The sequence below is a fragment of the Rhizobium anhuiense bv. trifolii genome (assembly GCF_024346605.1).
In the GTDB taxonomy this organism is placed as follows: Bacteria; Pseudomonadota; Alphaproteobacteria; order Rhizobiales; family Rhizobiaceae; genus Rhizobium; species Rhizobium anhuiense.
In genome coordinates, this window is sequence record NZ_CP098803.1 from 2,197,330 (window position 1) to 2,214,425 (window position 17,096).

The following is a 17,096-nucleotide window of genomic DNA, read 5'->3' on the forward strand; positions in this document are numbered from 1 at the left end:
GATAATTGAGGCCTGGACGGCGATCGAAGTCAAGCTGCCAATTTGTTTCAAATGCAATCATTGGCAGGAAATGGGGCATCGCGACGGTCATGGAAATTCCAGCCTGCACCCGTGCCGTTCCGGGATCGGAAAATGCCCTTTTCGGTAGAGGTGGAATGGCGTTTTTCCGAAATGCCCTCTTGCGATTTCCTTACGATCATTCTAAACGCTCGCCACGGCTCAGATAACGAGCGCGTGAGGCCTCGTGGCGGAGTGGTGACGCAGAGGACTGCAAATCCTTGTACCCCGGTTCAATTCCGGGCGAGGCCTCCAACATCTTCCCACATGACAAACCCGTCTGAAATGCGCCCAAACGATGGGCGCTGCATGGGCGCTTCAGGCGCAAATGCTACCAGACCCGCTGGCCAGGCGAAAAATCGAACTGTGACGGATTGATTCCGGTGAGGCGGTAGAGCGCCTTCAGGCCGCCTTTGCGGATTTCCGCCTGATATTGCAGATCGCTCAATTCAGACCGGTCATCGATTTCAGGGCCGTCGCCGAGCAGCCGTCGCATGCCCTGCGGCGAAATGCGGGTGAAACTGCGAATGTCGCCGCTGCTGTATTTGATCAGCAACAGCCGGGCATCAGCGTTGTAGTGAAGCGCTTCTATACCGCGCGATTGGATCAGGAAGGTTTGCATGCGCGCACCCATAGCGGAAGGTGAGGGCGCTGCAACAAAATGGTTGACGTAACGTTAATGTGCGTGCGGTCGCAAAGGGTTGGAACTGTTGGAAAAATGCGCGCACCTGCGGTCGCGCCGCTATTTCAAGTGGAATGGAGCGCATGTCAAAACTGCGTCCGCCAGCGTGAGGTTGCCGCAGACGCGATGCGGGGGAGATCGCCGAGCGTAGTTCGGCGCGCTATCGCCTCCAGGTCGTTTCGCCGTCCAGCAGCCCGCAGCAGAATATGCCGACAAGCGCTGCGAGGATGAAGAAATCGAACAGCGTGAAATATTCGAAAATCGCAGACATGGCCTGCTCCTCCCATTTCCTCCGTTGCAGATCATATCATGAAGGGGCAGAAGCTTCCACGCTGGAGTTGCAGCGTCCACTCCGTCTCCTGTGGCGCGGAAGAGGCGTCTGCCGGATTCTTTTCGCCGGCGGCTGCCAAGCCTTGAAAGCATCCGTGGCGGGGATTAAGAGACGAAGGACAGGAACCGCTTTTCAAAGAGCGAGAGGACATGATGGATTTCGAAGCAGCGCGCGTAAAGATGGTCGACACTCAGGTTCGCACCACGGACGTTACCTCCCATTCCGTGCTGATGGCGCTTCTCACGGTGCCGCGTGAGGCTTTCGTGCCGGAGAAGGCGAAGCTGTTGGCCTATATCGACAACGATGTCGAAATATCAGCCGCCGCACCGGGAAAGCCGGCCCGATTCCTGATGGAGGCGTCTCCGCTCGCCAAGCTGCTGCAACTCGCCGCGATCACCAAGGATGATTTCGTCCTCGAAGTCGGTTGCGGCACAGGTTACACCTCGGCGCTGCTGTCAATGGTTGCCGGCTCCGTCATCGCGCTCGAATGCGACGAGACGCTGGCCGCCGAGGCGAAGGCCAAGCTTGCCGACTATGCCAAAGTCGAGGTCGTCACCGGCCCGCTCGAAAAAGGTTACGCTGCCGGCGCTCCCTATGATCTGATTTTCGTCAACGGCGCCGTCGAGGAAGTTCCAGCAGCCCTTCTCGGTCAACTGCGCGATGGTGGCCGCCTGATCACGGTCGAGGGTTACGGCAATGCCGCCCGCGCCAAGGTCTTCGTCGCCGAACGCGGCGCGGTTTCGGAAAACGTCTTCTTCAATGCCTCGGTCAAGCCGCTGCCGGGTTTCGCCAAGGCGCGCGAATTCGTTTTCTGACATCGTTCTTGTCGACGAAATTCAACGACGGGCGCCATCGGCGCCCGTTTTTTATGAGCGCCGCTGGAAAGCCTTCACAAACATAATTTATCCTGACGCCGCCACAAAATCACGGCAGGCTTTGCGGGTGGCAAACATTGGGTAACAAAACTGTGCATGGCCGCATTCATTTGATTCGCGATGATTTTTTTCCCGCCTGGGGTATTCTAAGGTCGTGGTGATTCGGATGAATGCTCCACACCATCCGGTCGTTGTTTTGGAATAACGGGGATAGATATGGCTCAGCCAAGTGTAGCGCGTGAACCGTCCATGGAAGAAATTCTGGCCTCCATCCGCCAGATTATCGAAAGCAATGAGCCCGGCGCCGGCAAGGCGATTTCCCCATCCCTGCCGCCGGTCTACGGCGCCGACGAGGATGAGAACAGCTCCGAAATCCATTTGACGGTCGACGACACCTATGCCGGTGTGGAATTCCCCGAACCGGTCATGCGCTCTTCCGATCCGCGTTTTGTCGCCGCCAATTCGGCCGGCACCCCCGAAGCGGAAGTGCCGGCCCGCGCGCTGTCGCTTGCCGATGTCGCCGCCCGCGTGCGCGCCGCCTCCGAGCGCAGCGCCGTGCAGGCCGGTCAGGCACTGCGCGAAATTCCGAGCGGCTTCCGTCAGCCCGAACCGCAACCGGCCGCAATACCGGAGCCGCCGCGCGCCGTGGCGCCACAACCCCAACCGCAACCCTCACAGCCCTTTTTCCCGGCTGCCGCAGCGCCTGCTCAGCATGCTCCGATCCAGCAGCCGGCCGAGCCGGTGCTGACGGAAGCGCCTGGGGTGGCCGTCGCCGAGCCGGCGCCTGCCGTCGAAACAGCGCCGCCGGCTATGGAGCCTGCTCAGTCGTCGGTCGAGCGTTTCCTGCCGAGCGTTATGGACGAGGTCCAGCCGGCGCTGCTTTCGGAAGATGCCGGCCTGCAGATCAGCCGTTCCTTCGAGGAGCTCGCCGCCGCGATCGACGGTGCTGAACGCCGCTCGCTGGACGAAATCGCCGAGGACATGCTGCGCCCGATGCTGCGCGAATGGCTTGATGACAATTTGCCGACACTGGTCGAGCGGTTGGTGCGCGAAGAAATTGAGCGCGTGGCACGCGGCCCGCGCCGCTGATCGGATTGCTTTTTCCTGAAAAGCCGCTCCGGTCTCCGGGGCGGCTTTTTTATTGACTTGCCCGTGGCCATCCTATTTACAACCTCCATCCTCGAACCTCGAAATTGGTCAGAAAATGCTCGACAAGACCTATGATTCCGCCGCCGTCGAACCAAAAATCGCCGCGAAATGGGATGAGGCGGACGCTTTCCGCGCCGGCGCGAACGCCAAGCCCGGGGCCGAGACCTTCACCATCGTGATCCCACCGCCGAATGTCACCGGTTCGCTGCATATGGGCCATGCGCTGAACAATACGCTGCAGGATATCCTGGTCCGTTTCGAGCGCATGCGCGGCAAGGACGTGCTCTGGCAGCCGGGCATGGACCATGCCGGCATCGCCACGCAGATGGTCGTCGAGCGCAAGCTGATGGAACAGCAGCTGCCGGGCCGCCGCGACATGGGCCGCGACGCCTTCATCGACAAGGTCTGGGAATGGAAGGCCGAATCGGGCGGACTGATCTTCAACCAGCTGAAACGTCTGGGTGCATCCTGCGACTGGTCGCGCGAACGTTTCACCATGGACGAGGGCCTGTCGAAGGCCGTTCTCGAGGTTTTCGTCACGCTCTACAAGGAAGGGCTGATCTACAAGGACAAGCGTCTGGTCAACTGGGATCCGAAGCTCCTGACGGCGATCTCCGACCTTGAAGTCGAACAGCACGAGATCAAGGGCAATCTCTGGCATCTTCGTTATCCGCTGGAGCCGGGCGTTACCTACCAGTACCCGATCGCTTTCGACGAGGAAGGCAAGCCGACCGAATGGGAAACGCGCGACTATATGGTCGTTGCGACCACGCGACCGGAGACGATGCTGGGTGATACCGGTGTTGCCGTCAATCCGGAGGACGAGCGTTACAAGTCGATCATCGGCAAGCACGTCATCTTGCCGATCGTCGGCCGCCGCATTCCGGTCGTTGCTGACGGCTACGCCGATCCGACCGCCGGTACCGGTGCCGTCAAGATCACGCCTGCGCATGACTTCAACGACTTCGACGTCGGCAAACGGGCTGGCCTGCGCGCGATCAACATCCTGAATATCGACGGCACGATCACCATCAAGGACAATGAGGATTTTCTCGAAGGCCTCGACAATCCGGCGGCGCTGCATGGCGCCTGGGATCGCCTGGAAGGGCAGGACCGTTTCTATGCGCGCAAGGTCATCGTCGAGATTTTCGAAGAGGCCGACCTTCTCGACAAGATCGAGCCACACAAGCACATGGTCCCGCATGGCGACCGCGGCGGCGTGCCGATCGAGCCGCGGCTGACCGAACAATGGTATGTCGATGCCAAGACGCTCGCCGAGCCGGCGATCGCCTCGGTCCGCGAAGGCCGCACCAGGATGGTGCCGAAGAGCTGGGACAAGACCTATTACGAATGGATGGAAAACATCCAGCCCTGGTGCGTCTCCCGTCAGCTCTGGTGGGGTCACCAGATTCCCGCTTGGTATGGCCCGGACGGCCAGGTCTTCGTCGAAAAGACCGAGGAAGAGGCGCTGCAGGCGGCGATCCAGCATTACCTCTCGCATGAGGGGCCGATGAAGGCCTATGTCGAGGACCTGCTCGAAAACTTCAAGCCGGGCGAGATCCTGACGCGGGACGAGGACGTGCTCGACACATGGTTCTCCTCCGCGCTCTGGCCCTTCTCGACGCTCGGCTGGCCGGACGAGACGCCGGAGCTGGCACGTTATTACCCGACCAACGTTCTCGTCACCGGTTTCGACATCATCTTCTTCTGGGTCGCCCGCATGATGATGATGGGCCTGCACTTCATGAAGGACGAGGACGGGCAGCCCGTCGAGCCCTTCCAGACCGTCTATGTCCACGCGCTGGTGCGCGACAAGAACGGGCAGAAGATGTCGAAGTCGAAGGGCAACGTCATCGATCCCCTGGAACTGATCGACGAATACGGCGCCGACGCGCTGCGCTTCACCTTGGCGATCATGGCCGCGCAGGGCCGCGACGTGAAACTCGATCCGGCCCGCATCGCCGGCTACCGTAATTTCGGCACCAAGCTCTGGAACGCCACGCGTTTTGCCGAGATGAACGGGGCGAAGAGCGATCCGCATTTCGTGCCGGAGGCGGCCGAGCTCACCATCAACCGCTGGATCCTGACGGAACTTGCCCGTACGGAACGTGACGTTACGGAAGCACTCGAAGCCTTCCGCTTCAACGATGCCGCCGGTGCGCTCTATCGCTTCGTCTGGAACGAGGTCTGCGACTGGTATCTCGAACTCTTGAAGCCGGTCTTCAACGGCGAGGACGAGGGCGCCAAGGCTGAAGCCCAGGCCTGCAGCGCCTATATTCTCGAAGAGATCTACAAGCTGCTGCATCCCTTCATGCCCTTCATGACCGAAGAGCTTTGGGCCCATACCGCAGGCGATGGCAAAGAGCGCGACACACTGGTCTGCCACGCCGAATGGCCTGCGCCCTCCTATGCCGACGACGGCGCCGCCGACGAGATCAACTGGCTGATCGACCTCGTCTCCGGCATCCGCTCGGTGCGCGCTGAAATGAACGTGCCGCCGTCGGCGACAGCCCCGCTCGTCGTCGTCAAGGCCAACAGCCTGACGCGTGAAAGGCTGTTCCGCCACGACGCGGCCATCAAGCGGCTTGCGCGCGTCGAGGCGATATCGCTGGCGGAGGACGCGCCGAAGGGTGCCGCACAGATCGTTGTCGCCGAGGCCACCATCTGCCTGCCGCTCGGCAAGCTGATCGACCTTTCCGCCGAAAAGGCTCGGCTCGAAAAGGCGATTGCCAAGATGGAAGGCGAGATCTCCCGGATCGACGGCAAGCTCTCCAACGAGAAGTTCGTCGCCAATGCCAATCCCGAAGTGGTCGAGGCCGAACGCGAGCGCCTTGAGGAACTGAAGGGTCAGATCGGCAGCCTGACGACCGCTCTTTCCAGGGTGAGCGAAGCCGGGTAAATTTCCCCGACCCATTTTGGTAAGTTATTTCAAAGACGCGCCCTTTGCGGGGTGCGTCTTTTTTACTGCTGCCTCATGCGATTCGGTCCCGAACCAGCAGATTTTAGGCGTCTCAGCCTGTGGATTGTTGTCGTACAAGGGGCCTGCCGGCGAAAAGTGCCACTGTTGTCGGATTGATACAGCTTCTGCAATGTTTGGAATGAAAACCCAAAAGTACCGCTGAAATGCCGCCAAGTTCGAAAAAAATTTTATTAACCAGATTTTTTGACGTGTCCGTCAATTTCTTTACGTAAATTAGCCACTGCAATGGCCGGGAGCGCCGCTGAGGGGCGCGTTGCCATATCACGCGAACACTTACTAGAGTGGGGTCACATCAATTGCTGGAGTGGGGGAGACACAATGGCATCTCGTAGGTTTTCCAAGGGCATAACATCGCTCGTTCTTTTTTCGTCGCTTGCATCGCCATCCTTTGCCGGCGGTCTGGAGCGCGGCGGATACAATATCGACCTTCTCTTCGACAATTCGCGGTTTGCCGTGCAGTCCGGTGCGACCTATGTCATGCCGCAGCGTAAGCTGAAGAACGTCAAGGACACCGATCCCACCGATGGCCTCGGCACCAACGGCATCGGCGGCGGTTCGACCACGGCGGATGATACCGAGGATTACTGGGTCCCCTATCTCGGCGTGAAGGTTGGTCTCGGCGACTCGATCGACTGCATGGGCGATTTTTCGACACCCTTCGGCGCACACACCAATCCCGGCGCTGACTGGCTTGGCGTCAACGACAATATCGAAACCAAGATCAGCACCCGCAATTACGGCGCCACCTGCTCCTATCGTTTCGATATGGGTCCCGGCCAGCTTCGCCTGATCGGCGGCGGATTCTATCAGACGGTCGAAGGTTTCAAGACGCGCCTCGTGGCGCCGATCACCACAATGCCGGCCGCGCTGATCTATGACGGCACCGGTCGTCTGGATCTTGCCGACCAGGCTATGGGATGGCGGGCGGGCATCGCCTACGAAATCGAGGAATATGCCTTCCGCGCCAGCCTGGTCTACAACAGCAAGGTCAAGTATGACGATCTCACCGGCACGGTCGACCTGACCGAGGTGCCGAAGGCCGCCAATCCCAAAAATCCCTACCTCGGTGTCGTGACGCCGGTCTATGGGGAGGCCGAGGCGCCGGATTCCGTTGAGCTCAAGCTTCAGAGCGGCATTGCGCCCGATTGGCTCGCCTTCGGGTCGGTCAAGTGGACGAACTGGAGCGTGCTGCAGTCGATCGCCTTCTGCCCGAAGGCCACCAAGGGCGTCGTCGCCTGCTCCGCCAGCAGCCAGCTCACCTCGCTCGATCTCTTCTACCGCGACGGCTGGACGGTCAGCGGCGGCGTCGGCCACAAGTTCAACGACCAATGGTCCGGTGCCCTCAGCCTGACCTGGGATCGCGGCACGAGCCAGGGCTACGGCGCCCAGACCGATACATGGACGCTCGGCGCAGGTGTCGCCTATACGCCGGTCGAGAATGTCGAGTGGCGTCTGGCCGGCGCGCTCGGCATCATGACGGGCGGGGATTCCGGTACCTACGTCTATAATGGCCGGACCTATGGCAACGACGTCTCCTATTCCTTCGGCGACGATCTGGTCGCGGCTCTTTCCACCAGCGTAAAGGTCAAGTTCTGATCCTGCGATCCAAGTAAAAGTGTTAAAGCCCGGCAGTTTGCCGGGCTTTTCTTTGGGCGGTCGGCAAGACAAATCGACGTTCCAATTTGTGACGATTCAGCAACACTTTTTTACGACGATTGGCGTAAGGTGGCGGCGGGGCGAATTTGTCCATTTCCCGCCACAAAGAGGGCGCAGCGCTATTTGCAGGCGAGGAGATGGCAGGCTTACGGTGCGTGTAAATAGTAGCATGGGTCGATTTTTTTCCGGTAACACCAGATCGCACGGCGCGATTGGCGACAGTCGTTTGATTGCAGTCGTTTCGCTTTCCGAACAAGGCTGTTCCGGCCGCCAATCCGGCCTTGCGATGACGTCGCCGATCCATCCATTGTCGTTGTTTTCGACCCGTTCGGATGAGCAGCCTAGCTTTGCCGGAGACGTCGATACCGCTTTCGTCACATTTGCTGTTTACGAATGCGATGAGGCGGGAAGGCGGATGCCGCACCTGCCGAAAGAATGCCACGGAGATTGCAGTCGGGGCCATGCCGGGAGCCGGGTGGTTCTGAATGATGGGCTGAGAATAGCGCCTTTGAGAAAAGGCCACTGGGCTGGATGCGACGCGGGTAAGGGAGCCATTGAGCTCGCCGCGGGATCGCTCGCCTCGAAGGAATACATCCGCGGGATGCAGGGCGCGAGCGCCGTTGCCGCCTGCCTGAGATGAACGAAAGAAATCGGTTGAAATGGTGACGTCCGAGTTCAAACTGTTCAAATTCATGCTGATGGGCATGTCGATAGCCGTCGCGCTGGCGCTGTCCGGTCCGTGCCGCGCATTCGATATCAAAGGCGGCGTCAGCAAGGAATCCGGACCCTTCGACCTCTTCAAGTTCGGCTTCAAGGCCTACAAGAACGGCCAGAAGGAAGAGGCGGTGGAAGCCTATAGATACGCCGCCGAAAAGGGGCACACCGGCTCGCGCTGGGCGCTTGCCAACATGTATGCCGATGGCGACGGCGTCACCCAGGATGATTTCGAAGCCTTCAAGATCTATAGCGAGATCGCCCAGCAGGGCGTCGAGCCCGGTTCGGAAGATACCGGCTTCTTCGTCAACGCGCTGCTCTCGCTCGCCAACTATTACAAGCACGGCATTGCCGGCAGCCCGGTCAGGATCGACCTCAGCCAGGCACGCCAACTTTATTTCCAGGTGGCCTCCACCTTTGGCGTCCCCGAAGCGCAGTTCCAACTGGCGCAGATGATGCTCGCCGGCGAGGGCGGCAATGCCAGCCCGCAGCAGGCGAAGAAATGGTTGAACCAGGCCCGCAAGAGCGGCCATCCCGGCGCCATGGCGGTCTTCGGCAATATCCTGTTCGACGAAGGCCAGACGGCCCGTGGTCTGGCGCTGATGACGGCGGCACTCGACCGCTGCAAGCCCAAGGACTGTGGCTGGATGGAAGCGTTGCAGGAGCAGGCCTTCTCTGTTGCGAACGAGGCCGACCGCCGCACGGCGGTATCCCTCTCGCACAGCATCGCGACCGGTTCCGACGACTAGAGGAGTGCCGTGCATCCTTTCGGACCCACGGCACGGTAAGGCGGAAAAGCCTCAGCCTGCAAAATCGAAATAGGCGATAACAGGCACGTGGTCGGACGGCTTTTCCCAAGCCCGCACATGTTTCTCGATCGCGGCCGACGTCATCCGGTCGGCGGCTTCCGGCGACAGCATCAGATGGTCGATGCGGATGCCGTTGTTCTTCGGCCAGGCGCCGGCCTGATAATCCCAGAAGGAATAGAACTGCGTCGCATCCGTCGTCGCGCGCACCGCATCCGTCAGCCCGAGATTTTCGAGCCGGCGGAACGCCGCCCGCGTCTGCGGCAGAAACAGCGCATCGTTTTCCCAGACCTTGGGATCGAAGCAGTCGTGCGGTTCCGGGATGACATTGTAATCGCCGGCAAGGACCAGCATCTCCTCATAGGCCAGCCGTTCGGCGGCGAACGCCCGCAGGCGCTCCATCCAGGCGAGCTTGTAGGGATATTTCTCCGTGTCGACGGGATTGCCGTTCGGCAGGTAGAGGCAGCAGACACGCAGGATGCGCGTGTCGGGGAGCGTGAACACGGCTTCGAGGAAACGCGCCTGTTCGTCCAGCGGGTCGCCGGGTAGGCCGCGGTTCACTTCGAAAGGGGAACTCTTGGAGAGGATCGCCACGCCGTTGAAGCCCTTCTGGCCGTGCGTCTCGACGTGATAGCCGAGCGCCTCGATCTCCAGCCGCGGAAACCCTTCGTCGACGGTTTTGATTTCCTGCAGGCAGACGATATCGGGATCGGAATCCTTGAGCCATTGCGTGAGATTGTCGATGCGCGCCTTAACGCCGTTGATGTTCCAGGTCGCGATCTTCATGGCTCTGTCCCGTTAGCTTCGTGCGCTTCTTTTATCGCGGTATTTCACCAGGGGACAAGACGATAAACCGGCCGGAAATAGTTCTTCGGCCGGTTCGTTGGGGAGAAGGCCGTGCGTTCAGAAGTCAGATCGAGAAGCTGGTGCCACAGCCGCAGCTTGCCACCGCGTTCGGGTTCTTGATCTGGAAGGATTGGCCAAGCAGATTGTCGACGAAGTCGATCTCCGAGCCTGCCATATAGACGAGCGACAGGCTGTCGATCAGCACCTTGGCGTCGTTCTTTTCGACGACGATGTCGTCGTCGCCGGCGTTATCGGCAAGATCGAACTTGTAGGAAAAGCCCGAACAGCCGCCGCCTTCGACGGAAACGCGCAACGCGCTCTTGCCGGCTTCGGCGCCGACGATCGCAGCGATACGCTTTGCCGCGGCATCTGAAAGGGTTACACTCGTATCCGTCATGTTTCCTCCTGCCGGGGTCAAGATCCGGAGAGAATGGGTTTTGGCACTGAAATGTTCAAATGCCTGATATCAAAGAAACTTACCATAATCCTAGCGAAAAGGCGATGATACGCCGATGCGGTTGAGAAAGCGCCTCTTTGCCGTTTTATCGGGCTATAGGTATGAAGGGCGAAGAGCGGCGTCAATGGGCAGATGCGGCAACATGCAGGATGACGGTGAAGAATGACGATCGATACGCGTGCTTTGGGTTTCGGCAGCAGTGAGAGGGCGGTCTATGCGGCCGACCCCTGGACGAGCCGCGGACGACTCTATCAGGAAGACGGAAGCCCGACGCGCTCCGATTTCCAGCGCGACCGCGACCGCATCGTCCACACCACCGCCTTTCGCCGGCTGAAGCACAAGACGCAGGTCTTCATCGCCCAGGATGGCGATCATTACCGCACCCGGCTGACCCATACGATCGAGGTGGCGCAGATCGCCCGCGCGCTCGCCCGCGCCCTGAAGCTCGACGAGGATCTGGCCGAAGGCGTCGCCCTCGTCCACGATTTCGGTCACACGCCCTTCGGTCACACCGGCGAGGACGCGCTGCACGAGGTGCTGCTGCCCTATGGCGGCTTCGACCACAATGCACAATCGCTGCGCATCGTGACCAAGCTGGAGAGGCGTTATGCCGAATTTGACGGCATCAACCTGACATGGGAAAGCCTCGAAGGTCTCGTCAAGCACAATGGTCCGCTTCTGACGCCGGATGGCGTCGGCACGCGCGGCCCCGTTCCCCAGCCGATCCTCGATTATTGCGAGCTGCACGATCTCGAGCTTGCAAGCTATGCCAGCCTCGAGGCCCAGGTCGCGGCGATCGCCGACGACATCGCCTATAATACCCACGATATCGATGACGGCCTGCGTTCCGGTTACCTGACTTTCGAGATGTTAGAGGAAATCCCGTTTCTCGCCGGGCTGATGGCCGAGGTGAGGGAGCGATATCCGCATCTGGAGCCGAGCCGCTTCACCCATGAGATTATGCGCCGCCAGATCACCCGCATGGTCGAAGACGTGATCGGTGTCGCGCAGGCGCGCCTTTCCCTCCTTCGCCCCGAGAGCGCCGGCGACATCCGCGGCGCCGGCCAGGTGATCGCCACCTTTTCCGAGGCGATGGCCGAGACCGACCGGCAGATCAAGGCGATGCTTTTCAAGCGCATCTACCGCAATGCCGATATCATGCGCATCCGCGCCGGCGCGGCAAAGATCGTTACCGATCTGTTTGGCGCCTACATGGCCAATCCCAAGGAGATGCAGAGCCATTACTGGGTCGATCATATCGCCGGCCTGTCCGATGCGCCGAAGGCCCGCCATGTCGGCGATTATCTGGCCGGCATGACCGACACCTATGCGATCAGCGCCCACAGGCGGTTGTTTGACCACACTCCGGATTTGCGATAGGCAGCGGTCGCCCACGCCGAGGGTCGATTTGAGCCTTTGGCACAGCCTATGCATGGAAGAGTGCGATGAACCTTTTTACCGACTTCGAAGCCAGGATCAAAACCGCCCTTGAACAGATCGATCTGGTCAGGGAAAAGCGATCTGAGCTCGATTTCGGCCGCATCACCGTCGAGCCGCCGCGTGACGCGAGCCATGGCGATGTCGCGACCAATGCCGCGATGGTGCTGGCAAAACCGCTCGGAACCAATCCGCGCGCGCTGGCCGATGTCATCATCGCCAAGCTGAAAGAGGATGCCGACGTCGCCGATGTCTCGGTTGCCGGCCCCGGTTTCATCAACATCCGTCTCGCCGTCGGCTACTGGCAGCGGCTGCTCGCCTCGATCATCGGCGCCGGCACCGATTACGGCCGCTCGACGCTGGGTGAGGGCAGGAAGGTCAACGTCGAATATGTCTCGGCCAATCCGACCGGCCCGATGCATGTCGGCCATTGCCGTGGCGCCGTCGTCGGCGACGCGCTTGCCAACCTGCTGGCTTTTGCCGGTTACGGCGTCGAGAAGGAATACTACATCAACGATGCCGGCTCGCAGATCGATGTGCTCGCCCGCTCCGTTTTCCTGCGTTATCGCGAAGCGCTCGGCGAAAAAATCGGCGAAATCCCTTCGGGTCTCTATCCCGGCGACTATCTCGTGCCCGTTGGCCAGTCGCTTGCCGCCGATTACGGCGTGCGGCTGCACAACATGCCGGAAGAGCAATGGATGCCGATCGTCAAGGACCGCACCATCGATGCGATGATGGTGATGATCCGCGCCGATCTCGCGGCGCTGAACGTCCATCACGACGTCTTCTTCTCCGAGCGCACCCTGCATGCCAATGGGGCCGCGGCGATCCGCACGGCGATCAACGACCTGACCTTCAAGGGTTATGTCTACAAGGGCACGCTGCCGCCGCCGAAGGGCCAGCTTCCCGAGGATTGGGAGGATCGCGAGCAAACATTGTTCCGCTCGACCGAAGTGGGTGACGATATCGACCGGCCGCTGATCAAGTCGGACGGCGCCTACACCTATTTCGCCGCCGACGTCGCCTACTTCAAGAACAAGTTCGACCGTGGTTTCGACGAGATGATCTATGTGCTCGGCGCCGATCATGGCGGCTACGTCAAGCGCCTGGAAGCGGTTGCACGCGGCGTTTCGGATGGTAAGGCGAAGCTGACGGTGCTGCTTTGCCAGCTCGTCAAGCTCTATCGAAACGGCGAGCCGGTGAAGATGTCGAAACGCTCCGGCGATTTCGTCACGCTTCGGGACGTCGTCGAGGAAGTCGGTCGTGATTCGGTCCGTTTCATGATGCTCTACCGCAAGAATTCCGAGCCGCTCGACTTCGATTTCGCCAAAGTGACCGAACAATCGAAAGATAATCCTGTTTTTTACGTGCAGTATGCGCATGCCCGCTGCATGTCGGTCTTCCGGCAGGCGAGGGAGGCTTTTCCCGACCTCGAAGTTTCGCCCGAGGATCTCGCGAAAACCGTTGCTGGCATTGGTGATCCGGCCGAATTGCAGCTTGTCGCCAAGCTCGCCGAATTCCCGCGGATCGTCGAGGCGGCCGCCCAGTCGCAGGAGCCGCATCGCATCGCTTTTTACCTCTACGACGTCGCAAGTTCGTTCCACGCGCACTGGAACAAAGGTAAAGATCAGCCGGAATTACGATTTGTTAATGATAAAAACCGAGAATCAAGTATTGCCAGACTTGGGCTGGTGTACGCCGTCGCGTCGGTTTTGAAGTCGGGACTTGCCATTACAGGCACTGCCGCACCGGACGAAATGCGATAACGTCACCATTTCCCCACAATGCGCTGGCATTTGAGCGTTGGCGTTTGCGAGTGGGATAGGCATGGCTGATAAACAACTTGCGTATGATACGCGCGGAAAAGACGATCTGTTTGCCGACGACGATCCGTTGGCCGAACTTGCCCGTATCGTCGGCTTCGAGCCGCGTGTTGCAGCGAATACGATGACCGAGGCGGCTCGGCGCGAGCCGGCCCTCGATCTCGAGGAAGAGCTTGGGCGCGAGTTCGACCGTTACGATTCGCCACGTCCGCTCGCAGAGCTCGACCGGCCCGCCGAGCCGATCTCTGACGACCTGCCTGAAGATTACGTCGAGCCCGTTCTCGATGTTTCTCCCGCTGACGAACGTGCGGAGGCTGCTGAGCCGGTGTCCGTCGCTCCCGATGACGCTGACGAAGACGTGACTTTGGCCGTGGAGAATCAGGACACGCCCGCCGCCGACTGGGCGGAGCAGCTTTCCCCCGAGCCCGCTCCCGAAGCGTCGGTGCAGTCGGTCTTCGGCGGTGCGCGCGACCTCATCGAGGAGCTTGAGCTGTCGATCGGTGCAGCACCGGTCTCTTCGCTGCCGCAACCCGCCAAGGCGCCGCAATGGTCGGCTGCCAGCATCAGGCTGCCGCTCGCCAATTTCCATGCCGCGAAGCGCGAGGAGCCGGTTGTTGCGCCGGCGCCTGTGGCCGAAACGGTCGCAGCACCGGTCGCTGAAGCGCCGTCCGTCGATCTTCCTGTGGTCGAGCCGCAATCTGTAATCGAACCGCCGGCGCCTGTCGCCGCTGTCGAGCCCTCCGAGGAATTCGAATCCGCTTCGCCGTCGCTTGGCTTCCCCGCCGAACTCGATCGCCATGATGAGGTCGTCGCGTCGGAAGAGGCTGCCGAGGCCGAGGAATTCGTCGAAATCGAAGACGAGCTGGAGGATTTCGGCTCCGACGCTGGTTTCGATCTCATTGCCGCGGCTGTCGAAGGCGAGGTCCAGGCCGATGCGGCGCTGACCGAGGTCGTGCCGGAAGTTCCACACACTGCCGGCACGTTCGATCTCGACGATCTGCTGGCCGACGTCTCGCGTTATCCGGTGCCGCAACGCGCCAATCCGGCGCCCGTTTCGCCGCAGCCCGCATCGATCGAGGCGGCACCCGTTCCTGCCGTCCCGGTGGCCGCAGCACCTGTTCAGCCCGAGGTGATCGCGCCCGCGCCGGTCGCCGCAGCATTCGTTCAGCCTGCGCCGATCGAGCCGGCTACGGTCTATGCTGCCGAAGCCGCACGGCCTGTCGCGCCGCAACTTGCCGAAGTCGTTGCGCCGCAGCCTGCTGCAACGGCATATTCGCAGACGCCGCGGCCCGTACAGGAAGCCGACGATCCCTTCGCCGGCCATGATTTCGAGCTGGATCTTGCCGGCATCGAACTGGAACTCGCCGATCTCGATTTCTCCGAGCAGATCGAGCCTGCGCCCCAGCCGATAACCCCTGCGCCGCAGCAGGTCGCCGCCGTCTCTCCGCGGCCGGCTCCCGTTTTTGCGCCTGAGCCGCCAGCTCCTGCTCCCCAGCAGGCTGCCGCCGCCTCGGTGCGGCCCGCTCCGGCCGCCGTTCCTGAGCCGCAGGCGCCAGCTCCGGCGCCGGCTTTCAACTGGGCGGCGCCTGTCGCCGAAGCCACCGAAGACTTGCCATTCGATCCGGCGATGATCTCCGATCCGGAGGATCGTCCCGAGACCGTCGACGATATGCATGTGCCGGCGCTGCCGCCGGTCGAGCAGCCTGCGCCGGTCGCGAAAACTGCGGATTTCGATTTCGATCTCGACGCAGAGATCGCCAGCTTCTTTGAGCCGGCCAAACCGCGGGAAACCCCGGCGCCGGTCCGGGATACGGCTGCTGCCGCGGCAAAGCCGGTCAAGCCCACCATCGCCGATGGCCTCGATGATTTCGAACGGGCGCTGGAGGAGGATTTCCGCCGCAGCGTGCGCGAACCGGTCGAGCGCCGTGAAACCTCCGAAGTCCGTATCGAATCGGCAAGCCAGGCCGCTGATTTCAGCCGCGCCCGGTCGATGCGCCGGCTGCTGGCCGGGGCTGTCGTTCTCGTCGTTTTTGCCGGCGTCGGTTATGGCGTCTATTCCTCCGTCTGGAACGGCGAGGGGCTCGGCATTGTTGCAACCGGCGAGCCGCGCGTGATCACCGCCGACAAGGAGCCGGTCAAGGTCGTTCCGGAAAATCCGGGCGGCAAGACGGTGCCGAACCAGGACAAGGCTGTCTACGACCGCGTCGCGGGTTCTGCCGAGGAGCCGAAGCAGAAGGCGCTCGTTTCTTCCGACGAAGCGCCCGTCGATGTCGTCCAGCGTACGCTGACACCGGAAGCGCTGCCTGAGGACGACGAGAACGCCAATGCCGGTGATCAGGTCACGCCGACCGCGGTCGGTGAGACGCAGGATCCGCGTCTGCTGCCGAACCAGGACAATGCCGACAACGCTTCTGCAACCGATGCCGACAAGGCGCCGTCCGTTTCGCCGCGCAAGGTCCGCACGATGATCGTCAAGCCTGACGGCACCTTGGTCGCCCGCGAGGAGCCGGCGCCCGCCGACCAGCCGACACAGGCGGCGCAATCTGCCCAGCCGACGCCGTCGGCTCTGCCGCCGTTGACGGCCCAGACGACGCCATCGACCCCGACCGCGCCTCCGGTCGCCGGAACGGCCGCAAGTTTCCCGGCAAGCGCCGAGGTTGCTTCCGCCGATGCTCGTTCTGCAGCACCTGCTGAAACCGCGCCGGCTGAGCCGCCGCTTGCAGGCAGCGCCGACGCGCAGGCCGCAAATCCCGCCCCGGTCGAGCCGCCGGTGCGCCCGGTCAAGACCTCGGCGATTGCCGATACCGCTCCGATCCCGACCGCCCGTCCGGTCGACCAGCCCGTCAACGTCGTCGGCACCGTGACCGAGAAGGGCAATGTCCGGCCGCCTGCACAGCAGACGACGGCTGAGGTCGCGGCCGCAGCACCGGTTGCCGCAAAGCCGCAGCAGGCTGCGTCCGCCGGCGGCTACGGCATCCAGATCGCCTCGCTGCCGTCGGAAGACGAGGCGAACAAATCCTATGCCAACCTGTCGAAGAAATTCGCCGGCGTGCTTGGCGGCCGTAGCCATGAGATCCGCAGGGCCGATATCGCCGGCAAGGGCACGTTCTACCGTGTTCGCATTCCGGCCGGTTCCAAGGACGAGGCGGCTGCGCTCTGCGAACAGTATCGCGCCGCGGGCGGAAGCTGCCTGATCTCCAAGTAAGAATCAGGCTCATTGATATCGGAAGCGGCGGACCGGATTGGTCCGCCGCTCTTTTTTGTGCATCGCGCTGGACCTTGC

General features: G+C 61.5%; 12 protein-coding genes and 1 tRNA gene. 9 read left to right on the forward strand and 4 right to left on the reverse strand.

Annotated elements, in window-relative coordinates; all coding sequences use genetic code 11:
• Positions 1-238 precede the first annotated feature (238 nt).
• Positions 239-312, forward strand: a tRNA-Cys gene (locus tag NE851_RS19510).
• A 76-nt stretch (positions 313-388) separates the two neighbouring features.
• On the opposite strand, the gene NE851_RS19515 is transcribed toward NE851_RS19510, so the two are convergent.
• Entirely contained in the window at positions 389-691 is a 303-nt protein-coding gene (locus tag NE851_RS19515; RefSeq protein WP_097543837.1) for a hypothetical protein, read from the reverse strand.
• A 528-nt stretch (positions 692-1,219) separates the two neighbouring features.
• Here NE851_RS19515 and NE851_RS19520 point away from each other — a divergent pair.
• The 4 genes from NE851_RS19520 to NE851_RS19535 all read left to right on the forward strand — a co-directional run bounded on the left by NE851_RS19520 (position 1,220) and on the right by NE851_RS19535 (position 7,670).
• Complete coding sequence (locus tag NE851_RS19520) at positions 1,220-1,885, forward strand: protein-L-isoaspartate O-methyltransferase family protein (RefSeq protein ID WP_174824495.1); 666 nt, start codon at positions 1,220-1,222, stop codon at positions 1,883-1,885.
• Positions 1,886-2,161: 276 nt separating this feature from the next.
• Positions 2,162-3,034, forward strand: coding sequence for a DUF2497 domain-containing protein (locus NE851_RS19525; RefSeq protein ID WP_063475453.1), 873 nt, complete (start codon positions 2,162-2,164; stop codon positions 3,032-3,034).
• A gap of 115 nt (positions 3,035-3,149) precedes the next feature.
• The gene (locus tag NE851_RS19530) at positions 3,150-5,993 is read left to right on the forward strand and encodes a valine--tRNA ligase (RefSeq protein WP_254962269.1); all 2,844 of its coding nucleotides are present in this window, start codon (positions 3,150-3,152) and stop codon (positions 5,991-5,993) included.
• Positions 5,994-6,392: 399 nt separating this feature from the next.
• Entirely contained in the window at positions 6,393-7,670 is a 1,278-nt protein-coding gene (locus NE851_RS19535) for an OmpP1/FadL family transporter (RefSeq protein WP_047614769.1), read from the forward strand.
• Positions 7,671-7,692: 22 nt separating this feature from the next.
• Here NE851_RS19535 and NE851_RS19540 read toward each other — a convergent pair whose 3' ends face one another.
• The gene (locus NE851_RS19540) at positions 7,693-8,436 is read right to left on the reverse strand and encodes a hypothetical protein (RefSeq protein WP_164735957.1); all 744 of its coding nucleotides are present in this window, start codon (positions 8,434-8,436) and stop codon (positions 7,693-7,695) included.
• Between NE851_RS19540 and exoR the strand changes: the two genes are divergently transcribed.
• Entirely contained in the window at positions 8,390-9,193 is an 804-nt protein-coding gene (gene exoR / locus NE851_RS19545; protein WP_047614771.1) for an exopolysaccharide production regulator ExoR, read from the forward strand. The genes NE851_RS19540 and exoR overlap by 47 nt on opposite strands.
• A gap of 51 nt (positions 9,194-9,244) precedes the next feature.
• Here exoR and xth read toward each other — a convergent pair whose 3' ends face one another.
• Both xth and erpA read right to left on the reverse strand, forming a co-directional pair.
• Positions 9,245-10,036, reverse strand: a complete 792-nt coding sequence (gene xth, locus NE851_RS19550) for an exodeoxyribonuclease III (protein WP_047614772.1) — start codon at positions 10,034-10,036, stop codon at positions 9,245-9,247.
• Positions 10,037-10,160: 124 nt separating this feature from the next.
• A complete protein-coding gene (gene erpA / locus NE851_RS19555) occupies positions 10,161-10,493 on the reverse strand; it encodes an iron-sulfur cluster insertion protein ErpA (protein WP_063475454.1) in 333 nt (110 codons plus the stop codon).
• Between the two features lie 222 nt (positions 10,494-10,715).
• On the opposite strand from erpA, the gene NE851_RS19560 reads away from it, so the two are divergent.
• From NE851_RS19560 to NE851_RS19570, 3 genes are all read left to right on the forward strand, one after another.
• Positions 10,716-11,933: a deoxyguanosinetriphosphate triphosphohydrolase gene (locus NE851_RS19560; protein WP_047614775.1), complete on the forward strand. Its 1,218-nt coding sequence runs from the start codon at positions 10,716-10,718 to the stop codon at positions 11,931-11,933.
• A gap of 65 nt (positions 11,934-11,998) precedes the next feature.
• Positions 11,999-13,756, forward strand: a complete 1,758-nt coding sequence (gene argS / locus NE851_RS19565) for an arginine--tRNA ligase (RefSeq protein ID WP_097543839.1) — start codon at positions 11,999-12,001, stop codon at positions 13,754-13,756.
• 61 nt (positions 13,757-13,817) lie between these two features.
• Positions 13,818-17,018, forward strand: a complete 3,201-nt coding sequence (locus NE851_RS19570) for an SPOR domain-containing protein (protein WP_097623107.1) — start codon at positions 13,818-13,820, stop codon at positions 17,016-17,018.
• Positions 17,019-17,096: the final 78 nt, after the last annotated feature.

Excerpts from the sequence above, each read along its gene's own strand:
- NE851_RS19515 (WP_097543837.1), bottom strand. The coding sequence starts at position 691 with ATGGGTGCGCGCATGCAAACCTTCCTGATCCAATCGCGCGGTATAGAA.
- NE851_RS19520 (WP_174824495.1), top strand. The coding sequence starts at position 1,220 with ATGATGGATTTCGAAGCAGCGCGCGTAAAGATGGTCGACACTCAGGTT.
- NE851_RS19525 (WP_063475453.1), top strand. The coding sequence starts at position 2,162 with ATGGCTCAGCCAAGTGTAGCGCGTGAACCGTCCATGGAAGAAATTCTG.
- NE851_RS19530 (WP_254962269.1), top strand. The coding sequence starts at position 3,150 with ATGCTCGACAAGACCTATGATTCCGCCGCCGTCGAACCAAAAATCGCC.
- NE851_RS19535 (WP_047614769.1), top strand. The coding sequence starts at position 6,393 with ATGGCATCTCGTAGGTTTTCCAAGGGCATAACATCGCTCGTTCTTTTT.
- exoR (WP_047614771.1), top strand. The coding sequence starts at position 8,390 with ATGGTGACGTCCGAGTTCAAACTGTTCAAATTCATGCTGATGGGCATG.
- NE851_RS19540 (WP_164735957.1), bottom strand. The coding sequence starts at position 8,436 with ATGCCCATCAGCATGAATTTGAACAGTTTGAACTCGGACGTCACCATT.
- xth (WP_047614772.1), bottom strand. The coding sequence starts at position 10,036 with ATGAAGATCGCGACCTGGAACATCAACGGCGTTAAGGCGCGCATCGAC.
- erpA (WP_063475454.1), bottom strand. The coding sequence starts at position 10,493 with ATGACGGATACGAGTGTAACCCTTTCAGATGCCGCGGCAAAGCGTATC.
- NE851_RS19560 (WP_047614775.1), top strand. The coding sequence starts at position 10,716 with ATGACGATCGATACGCGTGCTTTGGGTTTCGGCAGCAGTGAGAGGGCG.
- argS (WP_097543839.1), top strand. The coding sequence starts at position 11,999 with ATGAACCTTTTTACCGACTTCGAAGCCAGGATCAAAACCGCCCTTGAA.
- NE851_RS19570 (WP_097623107.1), top strand. The coding sequence starts at position 13,818 with ATGGCTGATAAACAACTTGCGTATGATACGCGCGGAAAAGACGATCTG.